This is a genomic window from Dysgonomonas sp. PF1-14 (assembly GCF_029892965.1).
GTDB lineage: Bacteria > Bacteroidota > Bacteroidia > Bacteroidales > Dysgonomonadaceae > Dysgonomonas.
This window is the reverse complement of record NZ_JARXWN010000003.1, coordinates 418,151-434,463: the sequence shown is the minus strand read 5'-3', so window position 1 is coordinate 434,463 and position 16,313 is coordinate 418,151. Positions and strand designations below refer to the sequence as shown.

The 16,313-nt window shown below is 43.1% G+C and carries 9 protein-coding genes; all 9 read right to left on the bottom strand.

What is annotated here, in order from left to right; all coding sequences use genetic code 11:
• On the bottom strand, positions 1–938 hold a 938-nt coding region (locus M2448_RS06385), incomplete at its 3' end, for a transketolase (protein ID WP_280645338.1).
• A 60-nt stretch (positions 939–998) separates the two neighbouring features.
• A complete protein-coding gene (locus M2448_RS06380) occupies positions 999–2,450 on the bottom strand; it encodes a retropepsin-like aspartic protease (RefSeq protein ID WP_280645339.1) in 1,452 nt (483 codons plus the stop codon).
• A 186-nt stretch (positions 2,451–2,636) separates the two neighbouring features.
• A complete protein-coding gene (locus M2448_RS06375) occupies positions 2,637–4,610 on the bottom strand; it encodes an alpha-L-arabinofuranosidase C-terminal domain-containing protein (RefSeq protein WP_280645340.1) in 1,974 nt (657 codons plus the stop codon).
• 18 nt (positions 4,611–4,628) lie between these two features.
• Positions 4,629–6,560, bottom strand: coding sequence for a glycoside hydrolase family 97 protein (locus M2448_RS06370; protein WP_280645341.1), 1,932 nt, complete (start codon positions 6,558–6,560; stop codon positions 4,629–4,631).
• 17 nt (positions 6,561–6,577) lie between these two features.
• Complete coding sequence (locus M2448_RS06365) at positions 6,578–7,135, bottom strand: sugar O-acetyltransferase (RefSeq protein ID WP_280645342.1); 558 nt, start codon at positions 7,133–7,135, stop codon at positions 6,578–6,580.
• A gap of 400 nt (positions 7,136–7,535) precedes the next feature.
• Positions 7,536–9,422, bottom strand: coding sequence for an arabinan endo-1,5-alpha-L-arabinosidase (locus M2448_RS06360; protein WP_280645343.1), 1,887 nt, complete (start codon positions 9,420–9,422; stop codon positions 7,536–7,538).
• 39 nt (positions 9,423–9,461) lie between these two features.
• Complete coding sequence (locus M2448_RS06355) at positions 9,462–11,249, bottom strand: RagB/SusD family nutrient uptake outer membrane protein (RefSeq protein WP_280645344.1); 1,788 nt, start codon at positions 11,247–11,249, stop codon at positions 9,462–9,464.
• 25 nt (positions 11,250–11,274) lie between these two features.
• Positions 11,275–14,508, bottom strand: coding sequence for a SusC/RagA family TonB-linked outer membrane protein (locus M2448_RS06350; protein ID WP_280645345.1), 3,234 nt, complete (start codon positions 14,506–14,508; stop codon positions 11,275–11,277).
• Positions 14,509–14,527: 19 nt separating this feature from the next.
• The gene (locus M2448_RS06345; protein WP_280645346.1) at positions 14,528–16,312 is read right to left on the bottom strand and encodes a RagB/SusD family nutrient uptake outer membrane protein; all 1,785 of its coding nucleotides are present in this window, start codon (positions 16,310–16,312) and stop codon (positions 14,528–14,530) included.
• Position 16,313 lies beyond the last annotated feature (1 nt).

Here is a 16,313-nt window from a genome sequence, read left to right as displayed (position 1 = left end):
TTTTTGGCTACGATCTCTTTGAGTTCGGCTTTGCGCTTGTTGTAGAGTTCCTGTACTTCGGGGAAGATGCGGAACGGGTTCTGCGGGTCTCCGCCCAGGTTCTCGATGGTCTTCTCGAAGGAGGCTCCGGCTGCGCTTAAGGGCTGGCCGTGTGTCTCTGTTTCGTTCTCGAAGGATGAGCCGTCTGCTTTGACTGCGCCTTTACCCATGATAGTCTTGCCGATAATCAGGGTAGGCTTGTTCTTTTCCAGCTTGGCTTCTGTCAGTGCAGCGCGTATCTGAGTGGGGTTGTTGCCGTCGATGGTGATGACATGCCATCCCCAGGCGGTGTATTTGGCGGCTACGTCTTCTTCGGTTACTTCACGTGTCTTGGTAGAGAGCTGGATGCCGTTGGAGTCGTAGAACATGATCAGGTTGTCGAGGCCTAAGTGTCCGGCTGTGCGGCCTGCCCCTTGTGAGATTTCTTCCTGTACGCCGCCGTCGGAGATGAAGGCGTAGATGGTCTGGTTCATGGCCTCACCGAAGCGGTGTTTTAGGAACTTGGCGGCTATAGCGGCTCCTACAGCAAAGGTATGTCCTTGTCCGAGTGGACCGGAGGTGTTCTCGATGCCACGTGTGATGTCGCGTTCGGGGTGACCGGGTGTGACACTGTTCCACTGACGGAATTGTTGTAAGTCTTCGAGGCTGAATTTGCCTGCCAGGCACAGGGTGCTGTACAGCATGGGGGACATGTGTCCGGGATCGAGGAAGAAGCGGTCGCGGCCTTCCCACTGAGGGTTTTCGGGATCGTATTCCAGAAACTCGGTGAATAGCACGTTGATGAAGTCGGCACCGCCCATAGCGCCTCCGGGATGCCCCGAGTTGGCTTTTTCTACCATAGAGGCAGATAGAATGCGGAGGTTGTCAGCACCCTTGGTTAATAAGTCTGTTGTGGTCATTTTGGTTATCTTGTTATATGATTTTAATTTTTATACAATTTATCTAATTAGTGGATTCAATTAATCACTTTTTTCAAGGACATCTATTCGCATATTACGAAAATCGAACAAAATTTCTTCTCCCAGATGTTTAAAAAAGTCATACCCTACTACTCCCTCTGTAATATCCGGATATACATTATTCGCAGGAGTTGCACCCAGCGTATTCCAATTCTTCAATGAAGTAATATATACCTTATTATATTTTTCTGTGCTTAATGCCCTACCATTAAATACGATAGACGGATTATCTGCAATCTCATGAAGAATATTCTGGCGAATATCGTGAAACATCGCTCTATTAAAAGTCTCTTTCTCTATTAATGTATCAATCGGTATATCTTCTTTATGCTTCTCATAAAACCAGGAATCTATAGTTGCATATTCATTATCTCCGGTATCTACAAAAGCTGTTAATGAAAGATTATTGATTTTTATTTGTGTGAACAGTTTATTGGCGATGATGAAAATATTCGGATCTTTTCCTGAGGATATTTCTTCTTTCGATGTAGGAAAACACAATACTTTGTCTGTCCTGTTGAGCTTTATCTTCCCTATCAGGCTCATTGCTTTTAAGCCCATAATTACGTCAGTAGACTTATAAAAGTTATCCACTTTTTCTTTTTTCAAAGAATCGAGCGATACAGAGTCGGATACATTAACTAAAGATTTTCTATCCCAAATAAAGACCGGGATATTATATAATACGACATTTGCTATCCGTACCGAGTCAAGAATACCTGAATAGCCCTGCACCTGTCTTCCGTTAAGAGTTCCCACTGTATCGTTATCAAAAATAGGATATTTTCTGGCACCTATCTTTTCAGCAATATCATTGTCTATTAAGAAGTAATCCATTAAGCCAGTATCAAAAACTGTTTTTATTCTATTCTCCTTATTATATATGGCTTCAAAAAATAATAAATCATTGATAATACTGTCACTTACTATAGCTGTTGTATTTTTTGAATCATCCCGCGAGATTCTGATGGACGGCTCCTGCATTCTACGCAGAGTTTGCCGTTCCCAATCGGAAGCAAATCCACTCAATTCCATCAATACCTGTTCATTTACATTATAAGGATTCTTTTCTATAAAAGAATTTATATCATTACACGTAGATAAAGCTTTATCATAATTCTGCAATGTTTCTGCATACAATTTCCACAATCTGTAATAAAGTTCAAAAATAAAAGTGGCATCATAATTCCCCTCTTCCTTCAATGTGGCTTCCAAGTGGATGACTGCGCTATCGGGTTTGTTATGGAAATTTGCCATCGAATATTTGTAGAAACTCTCCATGGATGGATGCAAAGTAGCTCCCCACCTTTTTAAATAGGAATAAAATTGCTTCGCTTTCGCATAGTTACCAGCCTCAAGTTTATCCATCATTTTTTGATTGATGTCCTGCTGAGCATAACCCAACATGTGGAAACATGCAAAAAAACACAAAAGAGATAGTTTATACTTCATTCTATACAGATTTTATTAAGTATGTTAAACTCAAACATCAATTATTTTTTTACAATATCTATCAGCTATTCTATATAGATAAATTGCAAAAATATTCTACCCTGAGTTTTGGATAATAAAAAGGAATCCAAATATTCTCCTTTAAAGAAAACAGGGTTGGATTCCTCTCTCATTGTTGAATCTAACTTAAAGCTTTATTTTATATAAATTGAATGACTGAGCCGGAGCTTTTACACTCAATATATTTCCGTTTATTGTTGCTGAAGTTTTTTGAGGAACGATATTTGAAGGTGCGTCTAAAGTATTGATTACCTTCAAGTCATTGTTCTGCATCATCACACAATCACCTACTGTATAAGTTGCATTTTTCTTTCCACCTGTCAGCGTTACCTTGATGTCTTTTGCTTCAGTACCTGTATTAGCTACTTTAACAATATAGCAATTCTCGTCCTTATCAAATACTGCAGATGCGTACAAGTTATCGTCTCCTGCAATCGCCTTCTTGTCTCTGGTTAAAGTCATCACATTTGTTCCTTTATTGTACGCATAAAGTTGCTGTATGTAATAGTTTGGCGTTTTCATCATTCTCAGGTTATCGAACCATATCATATCAGGATTCCATTGCCATGCCTCAACATGAGCAAACAAAGGTGCATAAGTACACATATGTACAATATCGGCGTTACGCTCCAATCCGGTCATAAATGCAGCTTCGGTCAATGCAGACAGGAAGTTGTTCTGTTTTCCGGTAGAGTGATCGTGTGACGCATATTCTCCTGCAAATACGGCAGGACCTTTGCGGTCGTAATTGTCGTAACGGCTGGCATTGCTAAGGAACCAGTTCGGCTCTTTGTAATAATGTTCGTCAACCAAATCTACTTTTATGCGTTTCATTTCAGGCCACAGATAGTCGAACTCTTTACCATCGGCAGAAGGGCCTGAGCTACCTATAATCTTGATATCCGGATATTTTGCACGGATAGCTTTTACAAACGGTTCAAGGCGTTCCGGATATTCTTTGCCCCACTGCTCGTTACCGATACCAATATATTTCAGGTTAAATGGCTCGGGATGTCCCATATCGGCACGTACTTTTCCCCAAGTAGAAGTAACTGCGCCATTGGCAAACTCTATCAGGTCGAGTGCATCCTGTATGTAAGGATCAAGTTCTCCGACAGGCACATGGCAATGTTCATCTTCGTTCTGAAACTGGCAAGCCAGACCACAACTAAGTACAGGAAGTGGTTCAGCACCCATATCTTCCGATAGCAGGAAGTATTCGTAGAAACCTAAACCATAACTCTGAAAGTAGTCAGGGAAGAAACGGTGAGGGAATGTGTAGTGCCATCTGTTTTCGTTCAACGGACGGTTTTCAACAGGGCCTACGCTCTTTTTCCAGTCATAGCGGCTATCCAGATCGGTACCTTCTACAATACATCCGCCCGGGAATCGGAAAACACCGGGATGAATATCAGCTAATGCCTGAGCAAGATCTTTTCTCAATCCGTTTTCACGACCTTTATACGTATCTGTTGGGAACAGAGAAATATGTTCTAGTGCCACCGATCCACCGGAAGCAAGGAATATACGCAAACGTCCTTTTTCTTCAGTCACTTTTGATGTTATTGTAATCTGGTATTTCTTCCAGTCAGATGAATTTATCGTCAAATCTGCACTTCCGATAATATCGCTTTTAGGATTGATCAGTTCAACTCTTATCTTCTGATCTCCTGTTGCATTTACATTTTTTGCCCAAACAGAGAAACGATAGGTTGCATCTTTCTTGAAACCCATTCCTCTAAATCCTTCGTTTTCGATGCCGGTACGTTTATGTGCATGTCCCGGATCGGATAGTACCACATAGTTAGGATTCCTGTCAAACAAAGGGTTATTTTTCGTTACTTCCACTTTACCAAAAGTGTACCAGCCCATCAGGCTTTGAGGAAAATCGAACGAACGGTTTTTCACCAGTTCTGCATACAGACCGCCATCAGCAGCAAAATTTATATCCTCAAAGAACAGTCCGTACATAGTAGATTGTATCGGAGCACCCACCTTCTTTGTGTCCAGTTCAAATTCGTAAGACTGCTGAGCCGTCGTCACCTGTCCGAAAGCAAGCAAGGCTGCAAGGCTTAAAATTTTAGTTAGTTTCTTTTTCATGTTTATCATTGTTTTTGATTAGAATACTACAACAAAGCCTCCATTTGGCTGTATGTCTACTTTTAGTTTACCATTTTCTGGAGAAACCTCTTTTTGTGAAAAAGTACGGTTTGTATCTCCGTCGGTAATCATCATTCCACTTTTCTGTATATTCAATTTCAACAGATCCAGTTCTAATGATTTTACTTCTGCTTCGGCATTGATACCTGCCACATACCATTTGTCACCGGCTTTGCGGGCAATCACAGCATATTTGGCAGGAAAACCGTCGATCAGCTTTATATCGTTCCAAACACGAGGAACGTGTTTCATATAGTCTTTCACGTAATCGGGTTGTTGTGCCATACTTTCGGGCACTTCCACATAATGTTGGATTCCCGATTGGAATAAAACGGTAAGAGCTATTTCGAAACCATTGGAAGTACGGCGCTGAATACCCGGAATTTCACCAAAGCAAACAGGAGTGAAATCCATAGGCCCGACTACATTGCGTGCAAAAACGGCTGTTGCACAATGTTGAGGTGCAAGATCGGCAGTTTCCTGAGCAAATGTAATAAACTCAAATCCTTTTATAGACTCCAACGTCATCAGGTTAGGATATGTGCGGCTCCATCCGCGAGGCACTGTAGTTCCGTGAAAATTGAGAAGCAACTTATAATCGGCAGCATCCTGCATCATATCGTAATAATACTGTATGGCAGAAGGTGCATCACCCGGCCAGAAATCCACTTTAATACCTGACACTCCCATTGTACTGATTCGTTCAAATTCTTTGCGACGCGCATCTTTCTCCAGTAACGCACTCTTTGGTGTATAATGGGTGGTATTCCAGTCTCCCGACGAGTTGTACCAAAGAATGATGCCTACATTTTTAGATTTAGCATAATCGATCAGTTCCTGCATACGGTCGTAACCAATACGCTGATCCCATTCAACATCTATAAGGACATATTCCCATGTCATTTCAGCAGCATAGTCTATATATTGCTTCTGGCGGTCATAGTTTACCGAATTGTCTTTTTCTATACCCCAGCTCCATGCTGCAATACCAGGTTTTACGAAATCTATATTTTCGATTCTGCTTGGCTCGGAAATATCTGTCACCATCGAACTTTCTACTATATCGTTCAGTTCTCCGAGCATCATCACACGCCAAGGAGATCGTAAAGGCAATTCTGAGATTGGAGTTATAGGGTCTGTTGGCTTTACAGTTTCACCTGCCTGTGGAAATTCGATGGAATATTCTCCGTCGGGGCTATCCTGTGCAAGACGTGTACCACAATACGGAGGTTCGAGTCCTGCTTCGGCTATTAGAACCCAATTATCTCCTACATTGTACAATGCTGGGAAACTCCATCCGGCTTTTTTAGGGGCTTGTGTACCAACAGGCACATCTACCATGTAATTATCTTCATAGCTGGGACAAGTCTGCGCCCAACAGTTTTTCACATCATCGTGCGGATGTAACCATCCTTTAGCCGAAGATGGAAATTTGAATGAGGTGACTTCTTTTTCTATTATCCTTTTATCTTCGGTCTTTTCTTCAAATACATAACGGAAAGCAACGCCGTTGTCGGCCAAATGAAAAGTTATAGTCATTTCTTTTCCTTCCGGATTTTTCACTTTCACATTCCATTCATTTGCCTTGAATGTATTATTCAAACGCTTTTCGGCAGGAGTTATATATGATTCGCTGACTTCACGTTTAGTGCCTACACTTACAATCTCTAGTTTTGAAAAATCGGCATCGCTGCGAACCAGTCCTAAAACCGATGGTTCAAGAACCGGAATGTTGCCTTTCTTGACGATATACTTTAATACATTGGATGAATCGGACTGAAACTTTACTGTGATCTTTCCGTCCGGACTGGAAAGCCTGCTTTCTTCCTGAGAACAGGAAGCCAGCGCTAAAAGGCACACAAAAGTGATGACTCCTAATAGTTTCTTCATAGCTTAAAGGTTTTTATTTATTTCTGATTCAATTTTTTCACTACTCTGGCCGGATTACCGACTGCCAATGAATCTGCCGGAACGTCCTTAGTTACAACAGCTCCCGCACCTATCACCACTCTGTCGCCGATAGTGACTCCGGGCAATATTGTAGCATGACCTCCTATCCAGCAATCTTTACCGATAACCACAGGTGCACAGTCTTCCCATTCTCTGCGATCGGCAATATCGAGTGGATGGCGTGCCGTATAAACGTGGACGCCCGGAGCAAACATTGTATTTGCACCTATTCTGATCGTACCGCCATCTAAAAAAACAGCACCAAAATTGACAAAGACGTTCTCTTCAGCATAAATAAGATCACCATAATCACAGTAGAAAGGAGGTTCGAGACGCAGGTCTTTTGCGGCATTAGGGCATAGTTCATTTATCACATCCCGAAATTTATCAGTATAGTATTCGGTAACGTTCAACTTATGCAATATGCGTTTTACTTCTTTGCGTTGATTTACGATCTCCTCGCCATGTGCCCAATAGCGTTCGCCCGCAACCATTTTTTCTTTCTCTGTTTTCATGGTTTTTTAAGTTCTTGCATTTACCCTATTTTAAATAAGTGTATCAAAAACACTTGCAAGATATGAAAATAAGTGTAAAATTATACACTTATAAAATATGTTGTAAAACATTTTATTATTACATTTATTTCAGAGTCTGTTTAAATTTTATTCATTCAGATTTTTAGAGCCATTTTGGGAATAATTTATTCTTTTTTGAGGTGATAATAGCGGGCTATTTAAGCCGATAGAAGGGATAAATTAAACCAAAAGAGCCTAAAAATGAATGAAAAAGAATCTGTAATAAAATATTTTGGTAAAATTTAAACAGACTCTGAAAGACGTATTCACACCATAAATTAAAAAACAAAACTGCTTTGGAGATTACGCCCCAAAGCAGTTTCTGGTATGGGATAACCAATCATTTTGCCTTTTTACCCCAATATGTTTTATTGTTGCCACCATAAGCAGCATAAACAATCGTATGTGTTCTTGGATTTGCTTCCCAGTCTGCTTCGCGTTGCAGATAGAGATCTACTCCGTTAACAGTGAGTATCTGATTGTCTGCATCATAGCTCCACGAGGCATTTTTCCATGTGCCTTCCGATACGGTATGCTCTGCCGTCAATGTCATTACAGACGATTCCTTTTGTCTTCCATAGCTATACGACATATCTATATGATCCCAGTTTCCGATCAGTTCTTCTTCTGTGATAGCAACTTTCGGAACAGCACCGTAACGCTCAGGCATTACCAATGGCCAGCCATCTTTTGTCCAACGAATACTGCGCACATGTCCCATCATGATAGCGTTGTCAACACTTTCAGGTAAACGTCCTTGCGAAGAATAATACCAGTTACCGTTGCCGTCATCAAATACGGCACAGTGTGCAAAACCTACCCAACCGTTAGTATTAGCAAATTTGTACGGGTGAGTGACCACAGGAAGCATCTCTGCACCTTCGGTTACATTGGCTCCGTCGATACCCAGATAAGGGCCTGTAATGTTCTTCGAGCGAGCTACACGCGTATTGTAAGGAACTCCCAGTGCATCGTAAGCTACGAACAGGTAATAATAACCTGTAGCAGCGTTGTAAACCAGTTCAGGTCCTTCACTCGCCTGCCAGCGATTACCTGCCTGACGTGTGTGGATGATTTGTCCGTATTCGGCAGGAGCATTGCCATCAGCCCAAGGAATACCCAGATCCTGTTTAGGCATGCCTGTAGTACTATTCAGTTCCATAGCTACAAGTCCGCTATGCCATGAGCCATAGATAAGCCAGTGCGCACCTTCTGCTGTAATGATATATGAAGGGTCGATAGCATTCCATTTATAGTAACAGTTTGCCCAGTCATCCGCCTGTACGTAAAAGTTAAGTCCTTTGTCCGAAGCATTGGTTACTACATATCCTTTGTCTACCCAACCATCATTATTAGCAGGGTCGGTATTCTCCATCATGCCGATGAATGCCCGTTCGCCCCAAGAGCCGTCTCCATTGAGCAATCCGGGACAAACAATAGAATAATACATACGGTACAGTCCATTCTGCACCTTACGCACACATGGTGCCCAATAACCGAATTCGCCTTCGCCCGTACTTGCAGGTAAACCCATTTCGGCACGTATTTCGTTCAGTTTAGGAACTACCCATGCGGGCAGGTCTTGCATTGTTCCACCCAGATATTCCCAGTTTACAAGATCTTTGGAACGGCGTGCATGGAAATGTCCGTGTCCGACATGCACATTACCATACGAAGCATCTGTCTGATACATATAGTAATAACCATCTTCGGCCAATACTACCGAAGGGTCGTGCACATTAGCCAGATTCCATTGATCGCGCTTGTCCCAGGCAGCAATACTTGCGTAGTTATCGGCATAGGCAGGAGCTTTGTATTGTGCCAGCTGTTCATCGAGCGAACCTTCACCTGTGAGTACTTCTATCTGAGGAGAATAGGCTACCCCTCCGTTATAGATACTCACAAAAGCACGAATATAATATGTTGTATTTATAGTCAATCCGCTTATAGTAGCACTAAAGTCTTCATTTCCTGTGGCTACTACTGTAGAACTGTATATATCGGGATTGGCTTGGGTACTGTAACAGAAACCTCTCTTTCCCAATGTTATGTCGCTTGCCGCAGCTAATGTCGCCTGCAACTGCACCGAGTAAGAAGTTATTTCGGAAACTACGGGTGTTTCTATAATTACACCCTGCTCGCCAAAATCTTTGTCGTCGTCGCTGCACGCTCCGAACAGGAGCGCACAGATGACAAGTAAGCTAAACCATTTATAGTGTTGTTTCATACTTTTTTAAGTTTTTAAGTTTTTAACCTTGACATTGGCTTATTCTGTTGCCGAAAGTTCCCAACCCGGATTTTGTTTCAGATTCGGAGCTTTTTTCACATCGCTATCCGGTATCGGGAGGTAGTAATTCTTCGGACTGTTGAAAGCACGTGAAGTACGCGCTTCTGCCGAACCGTACGTATAGACAGTAGAAGCATCCGGAGTAACAACTACACCGTAAAGATTGTACAACTGCTTGTAGCGAGGCAAATTTCTCTCGCTGCTCATACTCTGCCCTTCAAACAATTTCCAGCGACGTTCGTCAAAGAAACGATGGTCTTCAAAGCTCAGTTCTATGCGGCGTTCGTTGCGTATACGTTCGCGCAACTGGTCTTGTGTCATACCTCTGTAAGCCGGCATACCAACGCGGGCTCGTACCTGATTTACATACTGGTAAGCCTGATCGGGACCAGAAGCTTCGTTGATAGCTTCGGCTGCATTCAACAGTATCTCCCCATAACGGAAAATAGGACAAACGTGGTTGTAAGTAGACGGGCTCTTGAACGACATATTGTTCAGGAACTTTTTGGTATAATATCCGGTCAGTGTACCACCATGTGTTGCTCTCTTGTCTTTTCCTCCTGTAGAAACATCTATTTCGCGCTGTTCTTCCTGTAATGCGTCACCCCAAACAGATCCATGATGCAGGATAGTCTGCTCGAGACGCGGGTCACGATTTGCATACGGATTCTGGTCATCGTAAGTCGGATCCTGATCGATAGGCAGGCCATTTATAGTTTCGTAGCTGTCTACAAAGTTCTGAGTCGGGTTGGTACGACCTACTGCTGTAGCTGTCCCACTGAATCCGCAAGGCGCTAAGAACAACTCTATTTCATAGGTATTCCATACCGAACGTGTCAGTATATATTCGTCATTATAGTACGGCGTAGTTACAAAACACTCGTAATAATTCTTTTTTGTATCGTTATTACTTGTAGTGTACAGTTTATAACGGTTGCTCTGGCTATTATTCTTTGTAATAAACTCCTGCGCTGCCGCAGCGGCTTCCTGCCAGTAAGAAGCAATCTTAGTCGGATTGTTAAGAGCAGAAGCCCTGTATAGTAAAGCTCTCGACTTCAAAGCATAAGCCGCCGCACCGTTTACACGCCCCCAGTTCTCGTCTTCGTTGCTGTAACGGAATGGCAATTTATCCTTTATGGCATCACATTCATCGGCAATCCATTTAAGGGCATCAGCACTGTTGGTACGAGCCATATTCATAGCTTCGGTATCTGCCGGATCGAAGATGATGGGATCGCCATTCTCATCGTCACCAATGATAGGCACATCACCAAACCAACAGGCAACGTCGAAATGGAAGATAGCGCGAAGCAAGCGTGCCTCAGCCATATAACGGTCATACAGACGATTCTCGTCACCGGTCTTGTCAGAATTACCAATTACCGATTCGCGCGCATTTTTCATAAACTGATTTGTAGCCCTTATACCCTTAAAGTTTTTCGGCCAGAAATCTTTGGCAAACGGATGATCTTTTGACGAATAGCCATCGGTAAGGACACTATTGTAATAGTGTACATCCCAGAATGATACGGAATTGTCGGTCATACAATCGCGCGATGCTGCCAGAAACTGCCCGTTGGTATATCCGGCAAAAGCATCGGGCAGATAAGTGTAGATGTTAGCCAGAAAGCCGCGTGTATTCTCAAAGCTACTGAACACCTGCTCATCCGAAAGAGATAAATCTACCTCTTTGCCGAGAAAGTCACTACATGCGGGAGTACCTAATGTCAACAACGCTGTAGCTATATATATTGCAATCTTTTTCATTTTATATTTCTTATTTGTTCTTGAATTAGAAACTAACGTTTATACCAAAAGAGAACGAACGTGTCTTAGGATACCACCATACATAACTCATCGGTTTTTCAGGGTCTAAGCCTTTTGGCAAATGGCTCCAGTTATACAAATTATAACCACTGAAATAGATACGGCACTTGGTGAGGTTAGCCTTTGCTATAAGTTTCTTTGGTAATGAATAGCCAATCTCAATATTACGCAACGACAGGTAATCGCCGTTTGTGATCCATATGTCGTTCTGGTAAGTACCTGTACTACGATCGCTATCTATAGCACTATAACCTCCGTAAGTAGGGCGAGGATATTTTGCATTGATATTACGCGAATCGTTAGGATCGTCTGTGTAATATCCCCAAACATTAGTTACCTCGTGCGTACCCATGTTACCCCAGCCCGAGAAACCGACTGCCGGAGACAGGAATACCGAACGATTGAGGTAAGCAGTCAGTATAGCGCGGGCATCGAAACCTGCGTATTCAAATCCGAGAGTAACAGACGGTGTCAATTCCGGAATAATGGTATAACCATCAGGTATCATATCGTTGGCATCAATCTGGCGGTCTCCGTTCAGGTCTCTGAATACAGCTGTACCCAGTTTCTGCGCACCATTGGAAGCCGTATTGTACGGATACTTTTCCGGATTGTCGATAGCATCCTGCTGACTGGTAGCAATCAGATTAGGATCGGATGCCCATTTTACGAATTTATACATATTCCATCCTCCTACACTATTGGTAAAAGGTCCTTCATATAACTCAGCAACTGAGGTATAATCGCGAATACGGTCTCCGGTCTTACGTTGCCATGCCACATCGGGCTCGGTTTCGTCCATTTCGGTAATCTTATTGGTATTCCAGCTCAACATACCTTCTATGAAATAATTTACTTTACCAATTTTGTTATGGTGCCCTAAGCTCAGTTCAAAACCTTTAGATTCGACCTTTCCATACGAATCCTGAGCTACAGTTACACCCAATATATCAGGAATAGTAGAACGGCTAACCAAAATATTTGAACGCCATTCTTTAAATGCGTCAAACGAACCGTAAAGTTTTTTGTTCCAAATGTCGAAGTCTGCACCGACATTCAACATGTCAGAAATTTCCCATTTATTGTTAAGGCTACCTGCCAGACTTTCATAAATACCGTTGATAGTAGAATTGGAAGTACCGAAACCATAGCCTGTACCTGCACCATAAGTGCTCTGATAAGGATAGCGTCCGGCTCCTGTACTGGATTGTCCGGTACGACCGAATGAAGCACGTAGTTTCAATAAATTGAGATTCTTGTTCTTCAGCCATGATTCTTCGGAAGCTACCCAACCGAGTGATGTTCCCCAGAAAGTTCCCCAACGATCATCTTCTGCATAATTGTCATTACCCATACGGGAAAGATTACCTGAAAAGATGTACTTCCCGTCGTACACATAAGTGGCCTGCCCGTTGTATGACATGTAGCGGTTAGAAGACTGACCTCTGTAGTCTGTAAATTCTACAATATTCAATGCGTTCTGATAGGTACGGAAGAATGCGCGCGCACTAACATCGTGCTTACCGAAAGTCTTGTTGTACATAAGTCCTGCATTGAAGTTGACATTGTAGTAGTTGCTACGTTCAACAGCCGTAGGATCGGATAATGCCGAATAAAGAGATGTCTGTGTCAGTTTAAATTCTGAAACATCGGTTACAGCCGGATTGGAATAATCGTAAGAGTATGAGTTAATCTCATTTCGCTGAGTAGATTCGAACACGTCGTAAGAGTCGAAGCTAACCATTGCATTTGCTTTCAAGCCCGGAACAATTGCGCCCAAATCTCCTGTTATATTTACAGTCGAATACAGGTTACGACGACGGTTCTTTTCCTGACCGGATGCAGCCAGCAAACGAGCCGGATTGTTTGCCGTACTCGATGAATAGATCTGTCCGCCCGGTGTATAAACAGGCTCCATCGGATTGGCCTCTACCGCACCGAAAGTCACCAGATTGAATACTGCTGAAGTAGGTTGTGTAATATTGTCGATACGTCCGCCCAGATCTAACGATACGTTCAGATATTTATTCACATCGATATCCAGATTCGAGCGCAGATTATAACGGTTCAATGTATGCGAAGTGTTATAACCTTCATTATAGCTTGTCCACTCGTCATTCCACATACCTTCCTGACGAAGATAAGAGAATGATACATAGTAACGCGCTCTTGCATTTCCTCCGCTGATTTGCAGATTGGTCTTATACATTGGGGCTGTTTCGCGATATAGTTCATCAAACCAGTTTGTATTGAAATATTTGTACTGGTCGATACCTGTCAGCTTCTCTCCTGAAGACACACGACGATACATCTCGATTTGCTCGGCTGTATAAAGAGGATCGGCACCATCCAGATATTTTACCTGATTACGTGTCAGTGCCATATTATAAGAGTTCTGATTCTCAAATTTGTTGCTCAACATCTGAAAACCTATCTCCTGCGTAAAATCAATCTTGGTTTTTCCTGCTGCTCCGCGCTTGGTAGTTACCATAATAGCACCATTAGCTCCGCGCATACCATAGATAGCTGTCGATGCAGCATCTTTCAGTACTGTGATGTTTTCGATAGGGAAAGCATCTAGGAATGACAGGTCACGTTCTACATTGTCTACAATGATCAGCGGACTACGTGCATTCTTGTTCATTGTACGCAATCCACGAATATACATAGCTGTTTCTGTCCATCCCGGCTCACTCGACCACTCGTAAGTCTGTACTCCGCTCAGAGTAGAGTTAAAAGCATTCTGAAGCACAGTAACCGGATGCTTTTGCAGCTCGGTACCGGATACCACTGAGGTAGATTCTGTTATATATTTCTTCAGTTTGTTTCCGAATGGCAGCGGCATCAGATGCTTGTATTCATCCAGATCGGCTTCCATCATGATCTCGAAACCACCACCAAATTCGGCTTCTACGATAACATTCTTGTAGCCTACACTGCTGACACATACTTCATCTGCAGCTTTTACGCTTTTCAGGCTGAAATATCCGTTCTCATCAGACAGCGTAATACGGCTCTGCTCGGCTACATTCACCACAGCACCGGCAATAGGATTGCCCAGTGAGTCCACAATACGGCCTTCCAATACCCGCTCGTCCTGCGCCCACGTATTGCAGGCAATCAGCAGCAGGGCACCCATTAACAGGTATTTAACCATTCCTGTCAATTTGCTTATTATATTATTTATGTTTATATACATAGTGTATTCAATTTAAGTATTACCAACCCGGATTATTTTCTATATCTGTTTTCCAAACTTCCCCTTCAGGTATCGGATAGAGATACATTTTCTCTTCGAACACCCGGTTCTGGGCTACTTTGCGTGTAATGGTTCCGTCGGCAGCTACGTCTACCCCGTATATAGGGCGTGCCAATGCTTCTACTGCTACATTCCAGCGGCGCACATCCCAAGGACGATGTTCCTCGAAAGCAAATTCTACTGTCCGTTCTTTATGAATAAAGTTACGCATGTTGTCTTTGGAAGAAGTCAGATCGCTACGATCTGCCACATTACCGGTAATACCTGAACGGTGACGAACCTGATCGAGCAGATTATATACTTCTGTACTTGGTCCTTGCACTTCATTCAGCGCTTCGGCATAGTTGAGCAGTATTTCCGCATAACGGATAATAGTCCACAGGCGATAAGCTGTTTGTGAATGCTCAGCACTCAGAATAGTTTCAGGGATATATTTGCGCACATAGTAACCTGTAGGCGTAGCATTAGTATTACCGACAGGATTGTCGCGCTGTCCGAGTACCACATTGATCACACCATTGCCCCAAGCCACACCGTTGTAAAGAACGCTTGCAGCCAGACGCGGGTCGCGGTTTGCCCACATATTGGCATCGTTGTAGCCACTGGCAGCATTAATTGTCGGAGCAGATGCCCCGCCGGTATAAACCGGAGCACCGGTTGCATCATACTGTGCAAAAGGCGAAGAACCGTCTGCCATATCGTACATATCTACCAGATTCTGAGACGGGCAAAGCCCTCCTTTTCCTCCTTCACCCACCGGTGTGTCGTTCTGTATTCTGTCCCAACCAATAACTACATCGTTACGGTAGAAAATAACCTCTTTGTTATTTCCCGAATAAGCATTTCTCAGCAGTGCGTTTGTATAAGCCTCCACACCTTTTGTGTTTCCATCTGAATCAACTACTGTGAACAACTGGAAGTTAGCTCCGTAATCGTCGATAAAACTCTTAGCGGCATCAGCTGCCTGCTGCCATGTAACACCCGACTGAGCACTATAACGCGGGCTGGCCATATAAAGCATAATGCGTGAATAAAGCGCTCTTGCCATAGGTTGACCGATACGTCCGGCTTGTGCCGATTTCCATGCATCTTCGTAAGTCATAAGCCCCGATTCGCATTCTTCCAGCTCTTTCAGTATGAAGTCTACTACATATTCTTTCAACGTCGGACGGGTAGTATAACCACTCAACAGGTCACCATCCGGATCGAGCACCTCTGTTACTACAGGGATAGGCCCATAACGCAGGAACATTTCCCAATAGAAGAAGGCACGTAGGAAACGGGCTTCTGAGGTGTAATACAATTTATCTTGTTCGTATTTTTCCTGACTCAAAGACGGTTCTTTGGGTACATTCCCTATACGGGTAATGATCAGGTTACATTTGCGGATGGCACGGTAGTAGTGCTCCCATGTCTCGGTAAGTTCTGCTGCTCCGGCTTCATTGTAATAGTTTCCCAGATTGAAGGATTTTCTTACACCACCGGAAGAGTAACTGGTCTCGCCCAGATCGGTAGCAGTATCGAGCCACGAATCCTTAACTCGGTAAGCTCCATGACGCAAAAAATTATATGTATCGTAATGGAATCTTACCATCATGTTCCAATCGCTGAATACTTCTTCTTCTGTCAACTCATTACTTGGCTGCTTGTCAAGAAATCCCCCGAAAGCATCCTCGCATGAAGTCAATAATGTGGTAGAAGCAACGCCTAAAGCAAACAGGCTATATAAAAATATCTTTTTCATG